The organism is Stenotrophomonas sp. Y-13 (genome assembly GCF_046267925.1).
Classification (GTDB): Bacteria; Pseudomonadota; Gammaproteobacteria; order Xanthomonadales; family Xanthomonadaceae; genus Stenotrophomonas; species Stenotrophomonas acidaminiphila_A.
In genome coordinates this window covers 2,923,777-2,943,028 of the sequence record NZ_CP176501.1, presented here as the reverse complement: position 1 = coordinate 2,943,028, position 19,252 = coordinate 2,923,777, and the positions used below count along the sequence as shown (strand labels likewise).

At 71.4% G+C, this 19,252-nt stretch carries 21 protein-coding genes; 6 read left to right on the top strand and 15 right to left on the bottom strand.

Annotated features, from left to right (window positions below):
• Positions 1 to 67: 67 nt before the first annotated feature.
• Genes ACJ7VY_RS13315 through ACJ7VY_RS13305 form a run of 3 tightly spaced genes read right to left on the bottom strand, consistent with a single transcriptional unit; the run spans position 68 to position 2,186 of the window.
• A complete protein-coding gene (locus ACJ7VY_RS13315; protein WP_104939554.1) occupies positions 68 to 985 on the bottom strand; it encodes a histone deacetylase family protein in 918 nt (305 codons plus the stop codon).
• 51 nt (positions 986 to 1,036) lie between these two features.
• On the bottom strand, positions 1,037 to 1,591 hold the full coding sequence (locus ACJ7VY_RS13310) for a cob(I)yrinic acid a,c-diamide adenosyltransferase (protein WP_409475810.1): 555 nt from the start codon (positions 1,589 to 1,591) through the stop codon (positions 1,037 to 1,039).
• A gap of 13 nt (positions 1,592 to 1,604) precedes the next feature.
• Positions 1,605 to 2,186, bottom strand: a complete 582-nt coding sequence (locus ACJ7VY_RS13305) for a hypothetical protein (protein WP_240213218.1) — start codon at positions 2,184 to 2,186, stop codon at positions 1,605 to 1,607.
• A 117-nt stretch (positions 2,187 to 2,303) separates the two neighbouring features.
• Here ACJ7VY_RS13305 and ubiH point away from each other — a divergent pair, with 117 nt between their 5' ends.
• The gene (gene ubiH, locus ACJ7VY_RS13300; protein WP_409475809.1) at positions 2,304 to 3,515 is read left to right on the top strand and encodes a 2-octaprenyl-6-methoxyphenyl hydroxylase; all 1,212 of its coding nucleotides are present in this window, start codon (positions 2,304 to 2,306) and stop codon (positions 3,513 to 3,515) included.
• Positions 3,512 to 4,690 carry a UbiH/UbiF family hydroxylase gene (locus ACJ7VY_RS13295; protein ID WP_409475808.1) on the top strand — a complete coding sequence of 393 codons (1,179 nt, stop codon included), beginning with the start codon at positions 3,512 to 3,514 and terminating at the stop codon, positions 4,688 to 4,690. Before ubiH ends, ACJ7VY_RS13295 begins: the two co-directional genes overlap by 4 nt.
• 109 nt (positions 4,691 to 4,799) lie before the next feature.
• On the opposite strand, the gene ACJ7VY_RS13290 is transcribed toward ACJ7VY_RS13295, so the two are convergent.
• The 7 genes from ACJ7VY_RS13290 to ACJ7VY_RS13260 all read right to left on the bottom strand — a co-directional run bounded on the left by ACJ7VY_RS13290 (position 4,800) and on the right by ACJ7VY_RS13260 (position 11,292).
• Positions 4,800 to 5,204, bottom strand: coding sequence for an EF-hand domain-containing protein (locus ACJ7VY_RS13290; protein ID WP_409475807.1), 405 nt, complete (start codon positions 5,202 to 5,204; stop codon positions 4,800 to 4,802).
• A gap of 49 nt (positions 5,205 to 5,253) precedes the next feature.
• Positions 5,254 to 5,565 (bottom strand): hypothetical protein, encoded by a 312-nt coding sequence (locus ACJ7VY_RS13285; RefSeq protein WP_409475806.1) that lies wholly within the window; start codon positions 5,563 to 5,565, stop codon positions 5,254 to 5,256.
• A 117-nt stretch (positions 5,566 to 5,682) separates the two neighbouring features.
• Positions 5,683 to 6,405 (bottom strand): hypothetical protein, encoded by a 723-nt coding sequence (locus ACJ7VY_RS13280; protein WP_104939549.1) that lies wholly within the window; start codon positions 6,403 to 6,405, stop codon positions 5,683 to 5,685.
• A gap of 80 nt (positions 6,406 to 6,485) precedes the next feature.
• Positions 6,486 to 7,397, bottom strand: coding sequence for an SMP-30/gluconolactonase/LRE family protein (locus ACJ7VY_RS13275; protein WP_313248159.1), 912 nt, complete (start codon positions 7,395 to 7,397; stop codon positions 6,486 to 6,488).
• Between the two features lie 147 nt (positions 7,398 to 7,544).
• Positions 7,545 to 8,594, bottom strand: coding sequence for a 23S rRNA (cytidine(2498)-2'-O)-methyltransferase RlmM (rlmM, locus tag ACJ7VY_RS13270; RefSeq protein WP_409475805.1), 1,050 nt, complete (start codon positions 8,592 to 8,594; stop codon positions 7,545 to 7,547).
• A 255-nt stretch (positions 8,595 to 8,849) separates the two neighbouring features.
• The gene (locus tag ACJ7VY_RS13265; RefSeq protein WP_104939546.1) at positions 8,850 to 9,410 is read right to left on the bottom strand and encodes a nucleoside deaminase; all 561 of its coding nucleotides are present in this window, start codon (positions 9,408 to 9,410) and stop codon (positions 8,850 to 8,852) included.
• Between the two features lie 130 nt (positions 9,411 to 9,540).
• Positions 9,541 to 11,292 carry a glutamine--tRNA ligase/YqeY domain fusion protein gene (locus ACJ7VY_RS13260; RefSeq protein ID WP_409475804.1) on the bottom strand — a complete coding sequence of 584 codons (1,752 nt, stop codon included), beginning with the start codon at positions 11,290 to 11,292 and terminating at the stop codon, positions 9,541 to 9,543.
• Positions 11,293 to 11,392: 100 nt separating this feature from the next.
• Between ACJ7VY_RS13260 and ACJ7VY_RS13255 the strand changes: the two genes are divergently transcribed.
• The 4 genes from ACJ7VY_RS13255 to ACJ7VY_RS13240 are packed head-to-tail and all read left to right on the top strand — an operon-like array spanning position 11,393 to position 13,549.
• Complete coding sequence (locus tag ACJ7VY_RS13255; protein ID WP_313230622.1) at positions 11,393 to 12,061, top strand: glutathione S-transferase; 669 nt, start codon at positions 11,393 to 11,395, stop codon at positions 12,059 to 12,061.
• 25 nt (positions 12,062 to 12,086) lie between these two features.
• Positions 12,087 to 12,353, top strand: coding sequence for a DUF2007 domain-containing protein (locus ACJ7VY_RS13250; protein ID WP_409475803.1), 267 nt, complete (start codon positions 12,087 to 12,089; stop codon positions 12,351 to 12,353).
• Positions 12,354 to 12,363: 10 nt separating this feature from the next.
• On the top strand, positions 12,364 to 13,035 hold the full coding sequence (gene msrA, locus ACJ7VY_RS13245; protein WP_409475802.1) for a peptide-methionine (S)-S-oxide reductase MsrA: 672 nt from the start codon (positions 12,364 to 12,366) through the stop codon (positions 13,033 to 13,035).
• 1 nt (position 13,036) lies between these two features.
• Entirely contained in the window at positions 13,037 to 13,549 is a 513-nt protein-coding gene (locus ACJ7VY_RS13240; RefSeq protein ID WP_202626345.1) for a flavodoxin family protein, read from the top strand.
• Between the two features lie 314 nt (positions 13,550 to 13,863).
• Here ACJ7VY_RS13240 and ACJ7VY_RS13235 read toward each other — a convergent pair whose 3' ends face one another.
• The 5 genes from ACJ7VY_RS13235 to ahpC all read right to left on the bottom strand — a co-directional run bounded on the left by ACJ7VY_RS13235 (position 13,864) and on the right by ahpC (position 19,212).
• Complete coding sequence (locus ACJ7VY_RS13235; RefSeq protein WP_409475801.1) at positions 13,864 to 14,823, bottom strand: transaldolase; 960 nt, start codon at positions 14,821 to 14,823, stop codon at positions 13,864 to 13,866.
• Positions 14,824 to 14,857: 34 nt separating this feature from the next.
• On the bottom strand, positions 14,858 to 15,283 hold the full coding sequence (rnk, locus tag ACJ7VY_RS13230) for a nucleoside diphosphate kinase regulator (RefSeq protein WP_054667508.1): 426 nt from the start codon (positions 15,281 to 15,283) through the stop codon (positions 14,858 to 14,860).
• 334 nt (positions 15,284 to 15,617) lie between these two features.
• Positions 15,618 to 16,523, bottom strand: a complete 906-nt coding sequence (locus tag ACJ7VY_RS13225) for a LysR substrate-binding domain-containing protein (RefSeq protein ID WP_226049537.1) — start codon at positions 16,521 to 16,523, stop codon at positions 15,618 to 15,620.
• A gap of 305 nt (positions 16,524 to 16,828) precedes the next feature.
• Positions 16,829 to 18,421, bottom strand: a complete 1,593-nt coding sequence (gene ahpF, locus ACJ7VY_RS13220; RefSeq protein WP_104939539.1) for an alkyl hydroperoxide reductase subunit F — start codon at positions 18,419 to 18,421, stop codon at positions 16,829 to 16,831.
• 227 nt (positions 18,422 to 18,648) lie between these two features.
• Positions 18,649 to 19,212, bottom strand: coding sequence for an alkyl hydroperoxide reductase subunit C (ahpC, locus tag ACJ7VY_RS13215; RefSeq protein WP_104939538.1), 564 nt, complete (start codon positions 19,210 to 19,212; stop codon positions 18,649 to 18,651).
• Positions 19,213 to 19,252: the final 40 nt, after the last annotated feature.

The following is a 19,252-nucleotide window of genomic DNA, read 5'->3' as shown; positions in this document are numbered from 1 at the left end:
TTGCCGCATCGCCTGCATGGGGGCAATGAAGACCGGTCCTGGCCGCCGGGCGGGGTTCATGCGTCCGTCACCGGGCGAGCAGGGCGCCAACATGGGCCACGCTGCATTCGGCCAGGGCCTGCAGGTCGTAGCCGCCCTCGAGCATGGAGACCAGGCGGCCGTCGGCATGGCGGTCGGCCAGCGCCGCCAGCTCGGCGGTCAGCCAGCCGAAGTCCTCGGTCTCGACCATCAGGTCGGCCTGCGGGTCGTGCAGGTGGGCGTCGAAACCGGCCGACACGAACAGCAGCTGCGGGCGGAAGGCGTCCACCAGCGGCAGCAGTTCGTCGGCCCAGGTATTGCGGAAGCGGAACCCGCCGCTGCCCGGCGGCAGCAGGATGTTGCAGACATTGCCCACGCCGCGCTCGCGCATGTTGCCGGAATACGGGAACAGGCCGGACTCGTGGCTGCTGTAGTAGGCCACCCGCGGGTCGGTCTCGAAGATGGCCTGGGTGCCGTTGCCGTGGTGGACGTCGAAATCGACGATGGCCACCCGTTCCAGCCCGTGCACGTCGCGGGCGTAGGCCGCGGCCACGGCGATGTTGTTGAACAGGCAGAAGCCCATCGCGGTGTCGGCGGTGGCGTGGTGCCCGGGCGGGCGCACCGCGCAGAACGCGCGCCGCCCGGGCCCGCGCATCACCGCGTCGACCGCGGCCACGCCGGCGCCGGCGGCATGCAGCGCGGCGCTGGCCGAGCCCGGCGAGGTGAAGGTGTCCAGGTCGATCCGCCGCAGCGGCGCGGTCTGCGCCTGCAGCATGTCGTCGATCAGCTCGCGGGTGTGGACCCGCGCCAGTTCGCCGAGCTTGGCCGGCGGCGCCTGGCGCCAGTCCAGCTGCTCCGGGAACGCCTGGCGCAGCGCGTCGAGCACCGCGCGCAGCCGTTCCGGCGATTCGGGATGGTCGGGGCCGGGGTCATGGCCCAGGCAGGCCGTGTGGGTGAATACGAGCATGCCCGGCACTGTAACCGGCCGCGCCCGGGCGTGCGCGGCCCGCGGGGGGAATCAGGCGCGCCGGCGCTCGTGGTTCCACAGCACTTCGCCGTGGCCGTCGGCCCGCGCCAGCACCCGCGCCAGCACGAACAGCAGGTCGGACAGGCGGTTCAGGTACCGCACCGCCTCGCCGCGCACCGCCTCGACCCGGGCCAGGGCCACCGCCTCGCGCTCGGCACGGCGCACGATGGTGCGGGCCAGGTGGCAGCGCGCGGCCGCCTCGCCGCCGGCCGGCAGGATGAAATCCTTCAGCGGCGGCAGGTCGTCGTTGTAGCGGTCCAGGTGCCGTTCCAGCGCGTCGATGTCGGCGCTCTGGATGGCGGCATGGCCGGGAATGCACAGTTCGCCGCCGAGGTCGAACAGCTGGTGCTGGATGGTGGTCAACAGCGCGCGCACGTCGTCCGGCAGCGTGACCGCCAGCAGCACGCCGATGGCCGAGTTGGCCTCGTCCACGGTGCCGTAGGCATTGACCCGCAGCGAGTCCTTGCCGGTGCGGCTGCCGTCGCCCAGCCCGGTCGTGCCGTCGTCGCCGGTGCGGGTATAGATTTTGGAGAGCCGGTTGCCCATGGTGCGCGGCCGCTCAGTGCGCGACGCGGTCGGCGGCCGCCTGGCGCGCGAACGCCTCGGCGGCAACCTGGGCCAGCGCGGCCATGCCGGTGTACAGGGCCGCGGTACGCATGTACGGCAGCAGCCAGTCGGTGTAGTTCTTGAACCAGCCGGCCACGGTCGGCTCGGCGACGACTTCGCTGGTCCAGTAGAAGCCGCCCTGCGCGAACAGGTGGCACACCACCACCGCGCCGACCAGGCTGGCGGCGAACAGGCCCAGCGCACGCCAGCTGGCGCCGGTGTAGGCGTGGCGCAGCAGCATGCCGCCGGCCCACATCGCGAAATAGGCCGGGACCAGCGCCCAGTAGCCGGCCGACACGCAGTAGTGCGCCCAGAAATCCATGCCCTGGCCGCTGATCACCGCCCAGTCGATCGCCACCGCCAGCGCCATCAGCAGCGGGAACGCCCAGCGGGTCCAGCCGCGCAGGTAGAAGCCGCCGATGAAGAACACCGCCCAGGACGCGTCCGGGACCGGCGCGAAATGGTTGATGCGGGTGCCGACCATCAGCAGCACGAGCAGGGTCAGGACAAAGGTGCGTTGGACGTTGGCGGTCATGGTGATGAGGGATCTGGCGGAATCAGGCCGCCATTCTAGCCGCAGTCGCGCCACCGCCGCGGGTGCGGCGCGGCAACGCGGCGGCGTTCGCGCTGGCCGAGCCATTATCATGGCGGCATGAGCGACCTTCATGATGTGGTGATCGTCGGTGGCGGACTGGTCGGTGCCAGCCTGGCCATCGCCCTGGACCGGCTGGGGCTGGACGTGGCGCTGGTGGAAGCGACCCCGGCCGGGGCGCTGCCGGCGGTGTTCGACCAGCGCAACCTCAGCTTCGCCGCGGCCACGGTCAACGCGCTCACCGCGCTGGGGGTGATGCAGCGCCTGCAGGGCCCGCCCGGCCCGATCCGCCGCATCCACGTCAGCCGCGCCGGCGATTTCGGCCGCGTGCTGCTGGACGCCGGCGACTACGGCCGCGACGCCTTCGGCCAGGTGGTGGTGGCGCGCGATTTCGGCCACGCGCTGGAGGCGCGCCTGGGCGACCTGCAGCGGCTGGCCCGCTACCGCCCGGCCACGTTCGTCGGCCTGGGCGACTGCGTCGATGGCCGCCGCCAGGTGCGCATCGCCGACGCCGCGGGCGAGCGCAGCCTGCGCGCGCGGCTGGTGGTCGGCGCCGACGGCACCCGCAGCGCGGTGCGCCAGGCGCTGGGCATCGACGCCAGCGAACACGATTACCTGCAGACCCTGCTGGTGGCGCGGGTGCGCGCCGCCCGGGCACCGGACGGCACCGCCTGGGAGCGCTTCACCGACACCGGCCCGACCGCGCTGCTGCCGCGTGGCGACCGCCATTACGGCCTGGTCCATGGGGTGGCCCGCGCGGAGGCCGAGGCGGTGATGGCGCTGGACGATGCCGCCTGGCTGGCGCGCGTGCAGGCGGTACTGGGCTGGCGCGCGGGGCGGCTGCTGGAAAGCGGCCCGCGCAGCGCCTACCCGCTGGTCCAGGTGCTGGCCCGGCAACTGGTCGGCGAACGCGCGCTGCTGCTGGGCAACGCCGCGCAGACCATCCATCCGCTGGGCGCGCAGGGCTTCAACCTGGGCCTGCGCGACGCGCTGACCCTGGCCGAGCTGATCGGCGATGCCGCGTGCGACCCGGGCGCCGACGCCCTGCTGCGGGCCTACGTGCAGCGCCGCGGCCCCGACCGCGAGCAGACCCTGGCCTTTTCCGACGGGCTGGCGCGGCTGACCGGCAACCCGGCGCCGCTGCTGCGGCCGCTGCGCAGCCTCGGGCTGGTGGCCGCCGCGCAGGCCGCGCCGCTGCAGTCGTTCCTGGTCGGTGGCGCGATGGGCTTCCGCGGGCAGGTGCCCGCACTGTGCAGGAGCCAGGTGCAATGAGCCGGCGTGGTGGATTGGATGCGGTGGTGGTCGGTGCGGGCGTGGTCGGCAGCACCTGCGCGCTGGCGCTGGCGCGCGAAGGCCTGCAGGTGGCGCTGGTGGAAGGGCGTGCGCCGGCGCCGTGGTCGGCGCAGCGGCCGGACCTGCGCGTGTTCGCCTTCGCCCACGACAACGCGGCACTGCTGGAATCGCTCGGGGTATGGCCGCAGGTGGCGCAGGCGCGGGCGCATCCCTACCTGCGCATGCGGGTGTGGGACGCGGCCGGTGGCGGTGAACTGGCCTTCGATGCCGACACCCTGGGCCGCCGCGAGCTGGGCTGGATCGTCGAGAACGGGCTGCTGGTGGACCGGCTGTGGGCGGCACTGCCCGGCGCCGGCGTGCAGCTGCATTGCCCGGCGCGGGTCGAGGCGATGGAACAGGACGAGCGTGGCGTGCGCCTGCGCCTGGACGACGGCCGCCGGGTCGATGCGGCGGTGGCCATCGCCGCCGATGGCGGCGAATCCACCCTGCGCGCGCTGGCCGGGCTGGAGGTGTCGCGCCACGACTACGGCCAGCGCGGCGTGGTCGGCTACGTGGACAGCGCGCGCGGCAACGAAGCCACCGCCTGGCAGCGTTTCCTCGATACCGGCCCGCTGGCGGTGCTGCCGGTGGACACGCACCGCAGTTCCATCGTCTGGACCCTGCCCGACGCCGAGGCCGAGCGGGTGCTGGCGCTGGACGACGACGCCTTCGGCCGCGAACTGACCAACGCCTTCGCCGGCCGCCTGGGGCCGATGCGCCCGGTCTCGCCGCGCGCGGCCTTCCCGCTGCGCCGGCAGCTGGCCAGCGACTATGTCGCCGGCCGCGTGCTGGTGCTGGGCGACGCCGCGCACGTGGTGCACCCGCTGGCCGGGCAGGGCGTCAACCTCGGCCTGCGCGACGTGGCCGCGCTGCGCGCCCTGGTGCACGACGCGCACCAGCGCCGCGCCGACTGGACCGCGCCGCACCGGCTGCGGCGCTGGGCGCGGGTGCGGCGCAGCGACAACACCGTCGCCGCGCATGGCTTCGACGCGATCAACCGGGTGTTCTCCAACGACGAGATGCACCTGACCCTGGCGCGCGGCGCGCTGCTCGGCCTGGCCGGGCGCATGCCGCCGCTGCTGTCGCTGTTCTGGAAGCGCGCCTCGGGGCTGTGACGGCGCGCTTGCCTGCAGGAGCGCACTTGCAGGAACGCACTGCAGTGGGCGATGGGGCCGTCCCCGGCAAGCCTCGTGCGGGGCAAGCACCGCACCTACGGGTTGCGTGTCAATCCAGCAGCCAGCCGGCCAGCTGTTCGCGCGCCAGTTTCCCGCGCCGGGCGCTGTCCAGCGCCGTGAACTCGTCGGCCAGTGCCGGGTTGGCCTGCGCCTCCTCGCGGCTGATGAAGCCATCGCCGTCCACGTCCAGCGCGTCGAAATCGATGCGGTAGTTGCCGGCCACGCTGTCCGGCTGTATCGACCGCACGATCACCGTGGCCTGGCCGGGTTCGCCCGGCAGCCGCACCTGGTGGGTGACCGCGCCGCTGGCCAGTGGCTGCGCGCGCACCGGCGCCGGGGCCACCGGCAATGGCGCGGTGACGGCACCGTCGCGTGGCGCGGTCTGTGCCGGCGCGGGCGCGGCGGCGATTGCGGCCAACAGCAGGACAACGGGGGGCAGGCAGGGACGGAGCACGGCAGACCTCGCATACGGACGACGGGATTCGCCTGTGGCCCGCGCGGCCTCACTTCTTCATCCACCCCTCCAGCTGCGCCCTGCTCAGGCGGCCGCTGCGGTGGCTGTCGAGCGCATCGAACTCGCGCGCGAGCGTGGGGTTGGCCTGGGCTTCCTGGCGGCTGATGTAGCCGTCGTGGTCGCGGTCCAGCGTGGCGAAGTCGATATGGTAGTCGCCGCGGACCGAATCCGGTTCCTCCGAGGTCACCGTGACCGGCGTGCCCTTGTCGGTGAAGGTGGCCCTGCCGGTTTCCTGGGCCAGTGCCGGTGCACTGGCCGCGCACAGCAGCAGCGCGGGAAGCAGCGGGCGAAAAATGTTCATGGGCGCACTCCAGTGAGGGAAAACACGCCCCCCGATGCTTGGCCCGCCCCCGTTAAACCGGCCGCAAGAACCCATGCAGGCCAACTGAATGTTGCCGCCGGTTCAGCGGCGGCCGCCTCAGCCGGGAATGAACGGGAACGCCAGCTTCAGCAGGCCCTTCAAGCCGCCTTCGACGGTGGAGCTGACCGCCTTGGCGCCCAGGCTGTTCAGCGCCCGCCGCACGTCGTCCCAGCGAAGCTGCGCCACGTCCTTCTTCAGCAGGTCGGCCACTTCCTCCGAGGTGGGGGCCAGCTTCTTCAGCGCCGCCACCGTCGCCTGCGGGTCGGGCTGCAGGTAGCCCCAGCGCTCGGCGATCTTCAGCAGCGTGTCGAAGCGCACCGCCACCACCTCGCGGTTGCGCTCGTAGACCGGCAGCGCGCCGACCTCGAGGATGGCCTGTTCGAAGCGCTGGGCGTCGTCGGGGTGCTCGATGCGCACGGCCAGGAAGCCGTCCTTGCGGCTGCGCTCGCTTACGTGCTTGGCCCCGGAGCGCAGGTTGGCCTCGGTCAGCACGGTCGCGGCGATGCGCTGCAGCGCGGCGTCGGCGTCCTCGGGCACCAGCGCGCGCCAGCGCGCGTAGCCGTCGCGGCGCAGGCCCTTGACCTTGGCCGGCGTCACCCGCAGCTGCAGCGCCACGCTGGCGTTGGAATCACCGCGGTCGATCGCGCCGTCGCGTTCGAGCAGCACGAAGATCAACAGCTCCAGGTCGCGCTTGGTCAGCGACTGGAACCCCTGCAGCAGGGTCAGGCGCAGGAATTCATTGCCGAAACCGGCCGGGTCCTTCAGTTCGATGGCATGCATGCGTGTCCTCCCAAGGGTGACAGCATGCCCGATCGCGGTTGCGTGGAATGAGACGCCGCGCGGCGGTCGCCGTTTCCGGCTCAGCGCCCGTATTCACGCCCCGGGCGGTCGGCGCGGAAGGTCTCGATGCCGCCGCGGTCCTGCAGGGTCACGTACACCTGCCGGCCGTCGCTGCCGCCGAAGGCCAGGTTGGTCGGCTTGCGGCCCTTGAGCGGCACCTCGCGCAGCAGCTGGCCGTCGGGCGAGACGATGGCGATGACCCCGGCGCCGTAGCGGGCGATGTACAGGTTGCCGTCGGCGTCGCAGCGCATGCCGTCCAGGCCGTGGTCGTCGAAGCGCAGCAGCAGGCGCTTGTTCGACAGCGCGCCGGCGGCATCGCGGTCGTAGACCCAGACATTGCGCTGCACGCTCTCGTTGACGTACAGGCGGCGGCCGTCGGGGCTGACCTCGATGCCGTTGGTGGTGCCCATGCCGGATTCGAGCCGCCGCGCGCGGCCGTCGCGGTCGATGCGCCACAGCTGGCCGTTGTCCGGGTTGGCCCAGTCCGGGTCGCTCGCATACAGCGTGCCGTCCGGTGCCAGCGCGATGTCGTTGGGCTGGTGCGCGCCGTGCAGGCGCGCGAACACCGACACCGCGCGGGTGCCCGGATCGACGCGCAGCACGGCATGGCCGGTGTAGTCGGCCACCCACATCGTGCCGTCGGCGGCGAAGCGGATGCCGTTGCCGACGCTGCCGTCGGGCAGGGTGAGGAACAGTTCGGCGCTGCCGTCCGCATCGACCCGGCCGATGGTGCCGTCGCGGCCGAAATTGACCACGTACAGCGCGCCGTCCGGGCCGCTGGCCGGGCCTTCGATGCCGGCGCTGAACACACCGTCGCCGACATGGTCGCGGGCGACGAAATCGGGCGCGGCGACGGCGTTGCCGCACACCGCCAGGCACAGCGCGACGACAGGGCGCAACAGGACGTGGCGGACGATGGCGGCGCTCTCCATGCGGGGAAGGCTCGCAGTGTGCCAGAGCCGCGCCATGGGAATGGCCGCTGGTTGCGAAAGCAACGACGTACCGCCGCAGGTGCGGGGCTTGCCCCGCACGCGGCCTTCCCGGCAATGCGCCGTGCGGGGCGAGCCTCGCACCTGCGATCAGCCGCGCGCCGGGATCGCCAGCACGGTGATCTCCTCGCGGTCGTGGTACAGCTGCTTGGCACGCACGGTCAGCGGCCGCCCGGCCTGCGCGGCGAACAGGTCCAGGCACAGGCGGGTCTCGTCCCAGCGCTTCTTCATCGGCAGTTTCAGGTTGAAGATCGCATGCCGGCACCAGCCTTCGCGCAGCCAGGTGGCCATGCGCTCGGCCACTCGCCGCGGCTGTTCGACCATGTCGCAGACCATCCAGTCCAGCGGCGTTTCCGGCTGCCAGTGGAAGCCGTCGGCGCGCAGGTGGTCGACCAGCCCGGTATCGAGCACGTGCTGGCGCAACGGGCCGTTGTCGATGCTGGTGACGTGCAGGTGCTGGCGGGTCAGCACCCAGGTCCAGCCGCCGGGCGCGGCGCCCAGGTCGGCCGCGCGCATGCCCGGCTTGACCAGCGCCTCGCGCTCCTCGGGCGTGAGCAGGGTCAGCAGCGCCTCGTCCAGCTTCAGCGCCGAGCGCGAGGGCGCTTCGGGCAGCAGCTTCAGCCGCGGGATGCCAAGCGCCCACGGCGCGCTGTCGCGGGTGTCGGCGACGCCGACGAAGGCATGGGTGCCATCGACGAACACCACGTGCAACCGCGGCAGCCGGGTGTTGTCCTTGTCGGTCAGCAGCCCGGCCTTGCGCAACGCCGGGCGCAGCGCATTGCCGAAACTGCGCGCCAGCCCGGCCAGCGGCTTGCCGGCGTCCGAGTCGGGGTGTTCCACCCACAGCTCGCCGAAGCGCGGCTGGCCCTGCAGTGCGGCGATGATCGGGCTGATGCGGTCGGCCGGGTCCAGCTGCGGCAGTTCGGCCAGCAGGCGCAGCTTCTGCCGCGCGAAGATCAGCCCGCGCCACGGCAGCGCGCGGTCGAGCGCGTCGACGTCATCGCTGGCAAAGACCACGTAGCCGTCGTTGCGCCGCGTGCGCGCATAGCCGGCGATGCCGGCGTGGGCCGCGCGTTCGGTCAGTTCGGCGGCCAGTTCCGGCTCGAAGCCTTGGCGGCAGTAGCACAGCAGGCCGGTCATCGGGATTCCTTGGAGGTGGGGCGGAGCAGGGTGGGGAAGAGCGCGCCATAGGCTCGCACATGAGCTGATGCCGGGGCGGCCGGGCGCGCTGCGCGGTCCGCGGAACCGGGCGCAAGCGCCGCCGGCATCAAGCGGGTATCGCCTGTGCCCGCGTGTCGCGACCGCGCTGCGCCGTCAGGGTGCAGGCGCGGTCATCGGCCGCCGAACGGAAGGGGGCCGCCCACGCACCGCGGACGGTGGGCGCGGCCGTGCGCCTCAATAGCGCGCGCCGTCGCTGTGGCCGTAGTGGCGCAGCACCGCGCGCGCCGCATCGCGGTGCAGGCCCTGCACCACCTCGATCCCGCGCCGGTTCAGTTCGCCGACCCAGTCGGCCGGCAGCGGGCCCTCGTCGAATGCGGTCAGTTCCTCGACGTCGGCGGCGCTGGCGCCGATCAGCAGGCGGTCGATGCCGGCCCAGATGGTCGCGCCGTAGCACTGGCAGCACGGCTGCGAGGACGTGGCCAGGGTCACCGGCGACAGCACGTCGTTCAGCCGCGGGCTCTGCAGCCGCTGCTGCGCCAGCATGTAGGCCATGTTCTCGGCGTGCGCCAGCGAGGTGCAGTGCGGCACCACGCGGTTCACCGCCGCGGCGATGACGCGGTCGTCCGGGCCGAACACCACCGCGCCGAACGGGCCACCGGTTTCCGCATCCACGTTCAGCCGCGACAGCTCGACCGCCAGCGCGACCTTGGCGTCGTCGCCCGGATACACGCGGCGGGTGTCGACGACTTCGTGGATCCAGGCCGGGAGGGTCAGGTGGACTTGGGCGTAGAGCATTGGGCGAGGAGTAAGTGAAGAGGAGTGAGGAGAGAGAGAAGGCGGGGGAGCAAGGCGAGGGCGAGGAGCTGAAAACGCGGCAGGATCCGCTTCTTATCACTCCTCACTCCTCTTCACTCACTCCTGCCCATCAGCCGGCCCAGGTGTCGCGCAGGGTCACGCTGCGGTTGAACACGGGCTTGTCCGCCGTGTGGTCGCGGCGGTCGGCGACGAAGTAGCCGGTACGCTCGAACTGGAACGACTGCTCCGGCACCGCGCTGGCCGCGGCCGGCTCGACATAGCCGGTAACCACCCGTCGCGATTCCGGGTTCAGGTAGTCGCGGTAGCTCTTGCCGTCGGCTTCGTTGTCCGGGTCCGGCACCGAGAACAGGCGGTCGTACAGGCGGATTTCCGCTTCCACCGCGTGCCGCGCGCTGACCCAGTGGATGGTGCCCTTGACCTTGCGGTTGGCGCCTTCCATGCCCGGGCGCGATTCCGGGTCCAGCCAGCCGCGCAGCTCGACGATCTCGCCCGCGTCGTTCTTCACCACCTCGTCGACGCGGGCAATGCCGGCGCCGCGCAGGCGCACTTCGCCGCCCGGCACCAGCCGCTTCCAGCCCTTGGGCGGAACTTCGGCGAAGTCCTCGCGCTCGATCCACAGCTCGCGCGAGAACGGCACCTGGCGCTCGCCGAACGCTGCGTCCTTGGGGTGGTTGCTGAAGGTCAGCATTTCCTCGTGGCCTTCGGGCAGGTTGGTCAGCACGAACTTCAGCGGCTCGATCACCGCCATGCGGCGCGGCGCGGCGCTGTCCAGGTCCTCGCGCAGCGCGCCTTCCAGCACGCTGAAATCGATCAGCGAGTTCTGCTTGGAAATGCCCACGCGCTCGGCGAACAGGCGCATCGCCGCCGGCGTGTAACCGCGCCGGCGCAGGCCCTGCAGGGTCGGCATGCGCGGGTCGTCCCAGCCATCCACCAGCTGCTCGGTGACCAGCGCCATCAGCTTGCGCTTGCTCATCACCGTGTAGTTGATGTTCAGCCGCGAGAACTCGATCTGGCGCGGCTTGGCCGCTTCGCGCGGCAGGCCCTTGTCCACCAGCGGCTGGGTCAGCGCCGGGTCGTGGGCGAAATCGACGTTGTCCACGCACCAGTCGTACAGCGGGCGGTGGTCCTCGAACTCCAGCGTGCACAGCGAATGGGTGATGCCTTCCAGCGCGTCGCCCAGCGCGTGCGCGTAGTCGTACATCGGGTAGATCGGCCAGGCGTTGCCGGTGTTCTGGTGCTCGACGTGCTTGATCCGGTAGATCGCCGGGTCGCGCAGGTTGATGTTGCCGCTGGCCATGTCGATCTTGGCGCGCAGGGTGCGGGTGCCGTCGGCGAACTCGCCGGCGCGCATGCGCGCGAACAGGTCCAGGTTCTCCTCGACGCTGCGCTCGCGGTAGGGCGAGGGGCGGCCCGGCTCGGTCAGGGTGCCGCGGTAGGCGCGCACTTCCTCGGCCGACAGGTCGCAGACATAGGCCTTGCCGTCGCGGATCAGCTTCTGCGCGCCCAGGTAGTAGGCCTCGAAGTAATCCGAGGCGTGGCGCAGCTCGTTCCACTCGAAGCCCAGCCAGCGCACGTCGTCCTGGATCGCGGCCACGTACTCGGGGTCTTCGCGCGCCGGGTTGGTGTCGTCGAAGCGCAGGTTGCACACCCCGCCGAACTCGCCGGCGATGCCGAAGTTCAGGCAGATCGACTTGGCGTGGCCGATGTGCAGGTAGCCGTTGGGCTCGGGCGGGAAGCGGGTCTTGATCGCGGTGTGCTTGCCGCTGGCCAGGTCCTCGCGGACGATCTGGCGGATGAAGTCCCGCTTCTCGGCGGGAGCCGTCTCCGGCGTGGCAGCAGCGGCAGGCGTGTTCTCGGACATGGGGGGCGCAGGGTATTGAAATAGAACGCAAGTTTAGCCGAGCCGGGCGCCGGCTGCCGGACCGGCGCTATGCTGGGCGTCCCGCCCGCAGGTAGCGCCCATGCCCCGCCCCGTCCTGGTGATCGGCAACCGCAACTACTCCTCCTGGTCGCTGCGCCCCTGGCTGCTGCTGCGCCAGTTCGGCGTCGAATTCGACGAGGTGGTGCTGGCGCTGGACACGCCGGAGTTCGCCGCCCAGGCCCTGCGCCACTCGCCCACCGGCAAGGTGCCGGCGCTGCGCGATGGCGAGCTGGTGCTCTGGGATTCGCTGGCGATCTGCGAGTACGCCAACGAGCGCTGGCTGGGCGGCCGCGGCTGGCCCGCCGAGCTGCAGCGGCGCGCGCTGGCCCGTGCCGCCGCGGCCGAAATGCACTCGGGTTTCGCCGCGCTGCGCACCCAGTTGCCGATGAACAGCCGGCGCCGGCCCGACGGCTACCGCTGGGACGCCGCCGCCCAGCGCGACATCGACCGGGTGCAGGCGCTGTGGCGTACGCTGCGCCGCGAACACGGTGCCGGCGGCGATTTCCTGTTCGGCGGCTTCGGCATCGTCGATGCCATGTTCGCGCCGGTGGCGATCCGCTTCGACGGCTATGGCGTGGCGCTGGACGACACCGCCGCGGCCTACCTGCAGGCGCTGTCCGCGCTGCCGGCACTGCAGCAGTGGCGCCAGGCGGCCGCACAGGAAAGCGCGCGCGTGGCCGCCACCGACGCCCTGTGCCGCCCGGGCTGAGCCCGCCCTTCCCGGAGACAACCCCATGCGACTGGTCTACCAGACAAACAACCTGTTCGACGCGCACCTGGTCAAGCACGCGCTGGAGGACGCCGGCATCCCGGCCTTCGTGTTCGGCGAATCGCTGCTGGGCGCCGGCGGCGAGCTGCCGCTGTTCGGCCTGCTGCGGGTCTGCGTGCCGGACGCGGCCAAACCCGAGGCCGACGACATCGTCGCCGCGCTGGGCTTGGACGACGCCGCGGCCGGCCCCATCTGTGACGATGAGCAAGCGCCGGGAATCCTGCCGGCCTGAGGAGCGGACCATGCTGGGTATCGGACACGGGCGGTTGGGCATCGGCGCGTTCAAGCAGCGCCTGCCGCGGCCGGAAGAAGCGTTGCCGGGGCGCGAGGCGCCGCTGCCGCTGCACAACGTGCATTACGTCAACGGCCAGCCGCTGCGCGGCGATTTCGCCGGGCTGGCCGTGCTGGACGTGGGCCTGGGCTGCTTCTGGGGCGCCGAACGCAAGTTCTGGCAGCTGCCGGGCGTGGTGACCACCGCGGCCGGCTACCAGGGCGGCACCACCCCCAACCCCACCTACGAGGAAGTCTGTTCCGGGCTCACCGGCCACACCGAGGTGGTGCGGGTGGTGTTCGACCCGGCGCGGGTCGCGCTGGACACCGTGCTGCGCACCTTCTGGGAAAACCACGACCCCACCCAGGGCATGCGCCAGGGCAACGACACCGGCACCCAGTACCGCTCGGCGCTGTACTGCCACACGCAGGCGCAGTTCGATGCCGCCATCGCCAGCCGCGATGCCTACCAGCAGCGCCTGGGCGCCGCCGGCTACGCCGACATCACCACCGAGATCGTGTACCCGGCGCCGCCGTTCTACTACGCCGAGGACTACCACCAGCAGTACTTGGCCAAGAATCCGAACGGCTACTGCGGCATCGGCGGCACCGGCGTGAGTTGCCCGATCGGGCTGGACGCCTGAGGTGGCGGAGGCCGCGCCACGCCGGTTGCTGGTGGTGTGGCACGGCTTCACCGGCGCCACCCGGGCCATGGCCGGCGCGGTCGCCGAGGCGGCGCGCGAGGGGGGCGGCGACGCGCTGGACGTGCGCCTGCTGCGCGCGGCCGACGCCGCGGCCGACGACGTGCTGGGCGCCGATGCGGTGGTGTTCGCCACCCCGGAAACATTGGCCTCGATCAGTGGCGCGATGAAGGATTTCTTCGACCGCAGTTACTACCCGCTGCTGGGCCGCTGCGACGGCAAGCCGTACGCGCTGGTGGTCTGTGCCGGTTCGGACGGGCAGCCGACCATCGCCCAACTGCGGCGCATCGCCACCGGCCTGCGCCTGCGCGAAGTGGCCGAACCGCTGCTGGTGCGCACCCATGCGCAGACGCCGGAGGCGATCGCCGCGCCCAAGGTGCTGCCGCAGGCCGACCTGGCGCGCGGCCGCGAACTCGGCGCGCTGCTCGCGGCGGGGCTGGAACTGGGAATCTTCTGAGCCTGGATGCGGGGCTTGCCCCGCATGCACCTTCGCGGCCGGACATTCTTCGGGCATGGCCCGGGCGTCTGCAGGCGCGCACCTGGGGGCGCGGCCTGCCTTGCCGGCAAAGCCCCATCGCCCACGAAGGCGCACGCCTGCGTGGGGCCGCGGTTCAGCGCGGCGGCGATGCGCTGCCGGCAGGGCGGGAGCCCGGGATCTTCTGCAGCCACCCGTTGCCGTAGATGCGGGGCTTGCCCCGCATGTGCATTGACACACCCGGGGCGTTGCCCGGTTGCCCGCAGGAGCGCACCCGGGTGCGCTCCTGCGAACGTTCAGCGGGCCAGTTCGTCGGCAATGCGCTGGCGCAGCGCCTGCAGGTCCTTGGCGAAAGCGTCGATGCCGGTGGCCAGCTTCTCGGTGGCCATCGGATCGGCGGCCATGTCCGCGTCGAACTTCGCCTGGTCGATCGGCGCAACGTCCACCGCTTCGGCGGCGCCCGGCACCAGCCTGCGCGGCAGCTCGCCCAGGTCGGCGTCGAGCTTTTCCAGCAGGTCCGGCGAGATGGTCAGGCGGTCGCAGCCGGCCAGCGCCTCGATCTGCGCGGTCGAGCGGAACGAGGCGCCCATCACCACCGTCGGCGAACCGCGGCGCTTGAACTCGGCGTACACCCCGCGCACGAACCGCACGCCCGGGTCCTCGTCGATGCTGGCCGGCGCCTGGCCATTGGCCACGTACCAGTCCAGGATGCGGCCGACGAACGGCGAGATCAGGAACGCGCCGGCTTCCGAACAGGCCAGCGCCTGGGTCGGGTTGAAGATCAGCGTCAGGTTGCAGTCGATGCCCTCGGCCTGCAGCACGCGGGTGGCTTCCACCCCGGCCCAGGTGGCGGCGATCTTGATCAGCACCTTGTCGCGCGGCACGCCGGCCGCTGCGTACATGGCGATGAACTGGCGCGCCTTGGCGATGGTCGCGTCGGTGTCGTGGGCCTGGTCGGCATCGACCTCGGTGGAAACGCGGCCCGGCACCAGCGCGGCCAGCATCGCGCCCACGCCGATGGTCAGGCGGTCGACCACGGCCTTGGCGACCTCGGCGCGGTCGCCGGGCTGGGCGCGGCCCCATTCCAGTTCGCGTTCGATCAGCCCGGCGTACACCGGCAGGTCCAGCGCCTTGCGCACCAGCGTCGGGTTGGTGGTGCAGTCGACCGGGCGCAGGCGCTTGATGGCGTCGTAGTCGCCGGTATCGGCGACCACGACGGACAGTTCACGCAGCTGGGCGAGCTTGGATCGGGTCATTGCAGGTTCCTGTTGCGGGGCCGGCGCACGGCGCTCAGCGGTGGAAATCGCCCGCGGCTTCGGGCTGGTAGTGGACGGCGGTCACGCGCAGGCGCAGCTGGCGGCCACCGGGGGCGGTCCAGTCGATGGTCTGGCCCACGGACAGGCCCAGCAGGGCGCTGCCCACCGGCGCCAGCACCGAGACGCGACCCTTGTCGAAATCCGCCTCGTGCGGATAGACCAGGGTCAGGGAATGCTGTTCGTCGTGCAGTTCGTCCACGCAGTCCACGCGCGAATGCATGGTGACGATGCCTGCGGGGATTTCCTCCGGTGGCAGCACCTGCGCGCGTTCGAGCTCCTGGGACAGGGCGACGGCGGCCGGGTGCCGGCTCAGGGCCGGGGAATCGAGCATGGCCTCGAGGCGGGCCATGTCACGGCTGGAGACGACGATCGATGGCGGCAGGCCGCTGTTGGTCGGCATGGAAAAAACTCCTGCAATTGTTGAGAGACATGCAAAAGGCGGCGCCAATGCGGCACCGCCCGGGGCCTATTGTGCGGGGATTGTGGAACGGATGCGACCCACCCCGATCATGGGGGCGGGGCGGCGGCGTTGCAATGCGCCGGCGGCCCCGGTTCAGGCGCGCGCAGGTGGCACGCGGGTACGCGGACGGGTGCGTTGCGGGCACGGCTCCACACCGGGCGCAGTGCCGGATCCATGGCCCGGCGCGCCCCCGTGCGCCCTGGCGTGCCGGTAGCTGCCGGGCGCGCCCGGCACACGCTTGCCGGGTCGCCGCGCCGCGCAGCCAGGCCGGCGCCTACAAGGCCAGCAGGTCCGGCGGCAGGCGCTGGAAAATGCCCGCCAGCTGCTGCAGGAACTCGCTCATCGCCGAGCTGCGGCGCCAGACCATGGCAATGCGTCGGCTGGGCGCGTCGTCGCCGGCAAAGCCGAGCAGGCGGATGTTCTGCGAGCGCGCCACCGGCGGCTTCACCGCCAGCATCGGCAGCAGGGTGACGCCGACATCGGCCGCGACCATCTGCCGCAGCGTTTCCAGGCTGGTGGCCTGGAATTCGGATTTTTCCAGCGCCCCGGCCAGGTGGCAGACATCCAGCGCCTGGTCGCGCAGGCAGTGGCCGTCCTGCAGCAGCAGCAGGCGCTGGTCGGCCAGGTCGGCCATGCGCAGCGTGGCGTGCGTGGCCAGCGGGTGGCCTTCGGGCGCGGCCAGCACGAACGGCTCCTCGAACAGGAACTCGGCATGCAGCTGGTCGTCGTGCAGCGGCAGCGCCAGCAGCGCCGCATCGAGCTGGCCGTTGCGCAGCTGGGTCAACAGCACGTCGCTCTTTTCCTCCACCAGCAGCAGTTCCAGCTGCGGGAAGCGCGCGCGAATCGCCGGCACCACGTGCGGCAGCAGGTACGGCCCCAGCGTGGGGAAAATGCCCAGGCGCACGGTGCCGGCCTCCGGGTCGCGGCTGCGGCGCGCGGCCTCCTTCATCTGCTCGACCTCGGCCACGATGCCGCGCGCGCGCGCGGCGGCCTCGCGCCCGGCCGGGGTCAGCATGACCTTGCGCGGCGCGCGCTCCACCAGCGGCACGCCCAGCTCTTCCTCCAGCTTCTTGATCTGGGTGGACAGCGTGGGCTGGCTGACGAAGCACGCCGCCGCCGCGCGGCCGAAGTGCTTGTGCTCGGCCAGCGCCACCAGGTATTTGAGGTCACGCAGGTTCATTCCGGCCTCCGAAACTTGTTGCCTGCTCCGTCGGCAGCCAGCCTGGCAGGGCGGCCAGGCCGCACGGCAAAGCCGCCCGGAGGGTGCGGCACGGGGATGCGCCGCATGCAGGTGCCCCGCAGGGGCGGATGAGGGCAGGGGCGCAGCGTCGTGCATGCAGACAGCACGGGGCGCTGCGCCTTGCCTTCACTCCGGCTTCCGCTTCGTGCCCCGGCCCCTGCGCTGGCGCAGGGGCGTTCGGCAGGCCGCGAAGCCGGGGTTCGCAAACCGCCCCTCTCACCGCAAAGCGAGAGGGGCGGTGAACATCAGGCGGTCTCCGCCACCGCCGGCGCCGGCTGCGGTGCCGACGTGCGGATCAGGTGGTCGAACGCGCTCAGCGCCGCGGTGGAGCCGGCACCCATGGCAATGATGATCTGCTTGTACGGCACCGTGGTGCAGTCGCCGGCGGCGAACACGCCCGGCACGCTGGTCTGGCCGCGCTCGTCGATGACGATCTCGCCGCGCGGGCTCAGCTCCACCGTGCCACGCAGCCACTCGGTGTTCGGCAGCAGGCCGATCTGCACGAAGATGCCTTCCAGTTCCACCCGGTGCGAATCGCCGCCGACGCGGTCGGTGTACACCAGGCCGGTGACCTTCTGGCCGTCGCCCAGCACCTCGGTGGTCTGCGCGTTGAGCACCACGGTCACGTTCGGCAGGCTGTGCAGCTTGGCCTGCAGGACCTGGTCGGCGCGCAGCTTGCTGTCGAACTCGAACACGGTGACGTGGCTGACGATGCCGGCCAGGTCGATGGCCGCCTCGACGCCGGAGTTGCCGCCGCCGATCACCGCCACGCGCTTGCCCTTGAACAGCGGGCCGTCGCAGTGCGGGCAGTAGGCCACGCCCTTGTTGCGGTACGCGTCCTCGCCGGGCACGTTCATCTGCCGCCAGCGCGCACCGGTGGACAGGATCACGCTCTTGGACTTCAGCGACGCGCCGTTCTCCAGTTCCACTTCCACCAGGCCATCGGCACCGGCCGGCACCAGCCGGGTGGCGCGCTGCAGGTTCATGATGTCCACCTCGTACTCGCGCACGTGCTGCTCCAGCGCCGCGGCCAGCTTCGGGCCTTCGGTGTACTGCACCGAAATGAAGTTCTCGATGGCCATGGTGTCCAGCACCTGGCCGCCGAAGCGCTCGGCCGCCACGCCGGTGCGGATGCCCTTGCGCGCGGCGTAGATCGCCGCGGCCGCGCCGGCCGGGCCACCGCCCACCACCAGCACGTCGAACGGGTCCTTGGCGGCGATCTTCGCTGCTTCGCGCCTGGCCGCGCCGGTGTCCAGCCGCGCCAGGATCTGCTCCAGGGTCATGCGCCCGGAGTCGAACATCTCACCGCCCTGGAACACCATCGGCACCGCCATCACCTGGCGCTGCTCCACTTCCTGCTGGAACGCGCCGCCCTCGATCACCGTGGTGCTGATCTTCGGGTTGACGATGGCCATCAGCGCCAGCGCCTGCACCACGTCCGGGCAGTTGTGGCAGGTCAGCGACATGTACACTTCGAAGGCGAACTCGCCGTCCACCGCCTTGATGCCGTCGATCACCTCCTGCGCCACCTTCGGCGGATGGCCGCCGGTCCACAGCAGGGTCAGCACCAGCGATTCGAATTCGTGGCCCAGCGGCAGGCCGGCAAAGCGCACGCCGTGGCTTTCGCCCTCGCGGGCAATCACGAACGACGGCCGGCGCGCATCGCTGCCCGTGGTGTCCAGGCTGATCTTGCCGTTGCCGGCGGCCACGATGTCCGCCAGCAGGCTGCGCATGTCGGTGCTGGCGGCGCTGTCGTCGAGCGAGGCGATCAGCCGCAGCGGCTGGCGCAGCAGGCCCATGTACTGCTGCAACTGGGTCTTGAGGGTGTCGTCGAGCACGGCGCAACTCCTTGTTCGAGGCAAAACGGGGGGGAGGGCGCGGTTGCGGCAGGCAACGCGCCGGGAAAGTAGGGGTGAACCGGAACCGCGTCTGGCGGGCGACGAGCGGGCTGGCTCGACGCGGCTTCGGTTCACCCCCACACCCGCCAGAGCGGGGTGGGAGTGTTTCCGGATGAAGGGAGTGAGGTGTTACTCGTTCCTCACTCCTCTCCACTCGTTTCTCGCTTTTAGATCTTGCCGACCAGGTCCAGCGACGGGGTCAGGGTCTTCTCGCCTTCCTTCCACTTGGCCGGGCACACTTCGTTCGGGTGCGCGGCGGTGAACTGGGCGGCCTTCAGCTTGCGCAGGGTCTCGGACACGTCACGCGCGATCTCGTTGGAATGCACTTCCATGGTCTTGATCACGCCTTCCGGGTTGATCACGAAGGTGCCGCGCAGGGCCAGGCCTTCTTCCGGAATGTGCACGCCGAAGGCGTTGGTCAGCTGGTGGGTCGGGTCGCCGATCAGCGGGAACTTGGCCTTGCCCACGGCCGGCGAGGTCTCGTGCCACACCTTGTGCGAGAAGTGGGTGTCGGTGGTGACGATGTAGACCTCGGTGCCCGCCTTCTGGAACTCGGCGTAATGCTCGGCCGCGTCTTCGATCTCGGTCGGGCAATTGAAGGTGAAGGCCGCCGGCATGAAGATCAGCACCGACCACTTGCCCTTCAGGCTTTCCTCGGTGACTTCGATGAACTTGCCGTTGTGGAAGGCGTTGACCTTGAACGGCTGGACCTGGGTGTTGATAAGGGACATGGAACTTCCTCTTGGTTGAAGGGACGGGTGGTGAACCGTG

Bases quoted from the DNA above. Each gene is read 5' to 3' on its own strand.
- msrA (WP_409475802.1), top strand. From the start codon at position 12,364: ATGCTGGGTATCGGACACGGGCGGTTGGGCATCGGCGCGTTCAAGCAG.
- ACJ7VY_RS13285 (WP_409475806.1), bottom strand. From the start codon at position 5,565: ATGAACATTTTTCGCCCGCTGCTTCCCGCGCTGCTGCTGTGCGCGGCC.
- ACJ7VY_RS13250 (WP_409475803.1), top strand. From the start codon at position 12,087: ATGCGACTGGTCTACCAGACAAACAACCTGTTCGACGCGCACCTGGTC.
- ACJ7VY_RS13295 (WP_409475808.1), top strand. From the start codon at position 3,512: ATGAGCCGGCGTGGTGGATTGGATGCGGTGGTGGTCGGTGCGGGCGTG.
- ACJ7VY_RS13265 (WP_104939546.1), bottom strand. From the start codon at position 9,410: ATGCTCTACGCCCAAGTCCACCTGACCCTCCCGGCCTGGATCCACGAA.
- ACJ7VY_RS13235 (WP_409475801.1), bottom strand. From the start codon at position 14,823: ATGACCCGATCCAAGCTCGCCCAGCTGCGTGAACTGTCCGTCGTGGTC.
- ACJ7VY_RS13260 (WP_409475804.1), bottom strand. From the start codon at position 11,292: ATGTCCGAGAACACGCCTGCCGCTGCTGCCACGCCGGAGACGGCTCCC.
- ACJ7VY_RS13310 (WP_409475810.1), bottom strand. From the start codon at position 1,591: ATGGGCAACCGGCTCTCCAAAATCTATACCCGCACCGGCGACGACGGC.
- ACJ7VY_RS13255 (WP_313230622.1), top strand. From the start codon at position 11,393: ATGCCCCGCCCCGTCCTGGTGATCGGCAACCGCAACTACTCCTCCTGG.
- ACJ7VY_RS13225 (WP_226049537.1), bottom strand. From the start codon at position 16,523: ATGAACCTGCGTGACCTCAAATACCTGGTGGCGCTGGCCGAGCACAAG.
- ACJ7VY_RS13315 (WP_104939554.1), bottom strand. From the start codon at position 985: ATGCTCGTATTCACCCACACGGCCTGCCTGGGCCATGACCCCGGCCCC.
- ahpC (WP_104939538.1), bottom strand. From the start codon at position 19,212: ATGTCCCTTATCAACACCCAGGTCCAGCCGTTCAAGGTCAACGCCTTC.
- ACJ7VY_RS13280 (WP_104939549.1), bottom strand. From the start codon at position 6,405: ATGCATGCCATCGAACTGAAGGACCCGGCCGGTTTCGGCAATGAATTC.
- ubiH (WP_409475809.1), top strand. From the start codon at position 2,304: ATGAGCGACCTTCATGATGTGGTGATCGTCGGTGGCGGACTGGTCGGT.
- rnk (WP_054667508.1), bottom strand. From the start codon at position 15,283: ATGCCGACCAACAGCGGCCTGCCGCCATCGATCGTCGTCTCCAGCCGT.
- rlmM (WP_409475805.1), bottom strand. From the start codon at position 8,594: ATGACCGGCCTGCTGTGCTACTGCCGCCAAGGCTTCGAGCCGGAACTG.
- ACJ7VY_RS13305 (WP_240213218.1), bottom strand. From the start codon at position 2,186: ATGACCGCCAACGTCCAACGCACCTTTGTCCTGACCCTGCTCGTGCTG.
- ACJ7VY_RS13275 (WP_313248159.1), bottom strand. From the start codon at position 7,397: ATGGAGAGCGCCGCCATCGTCCGCCACGTCCTGTTGCGCCCTGTCGTC.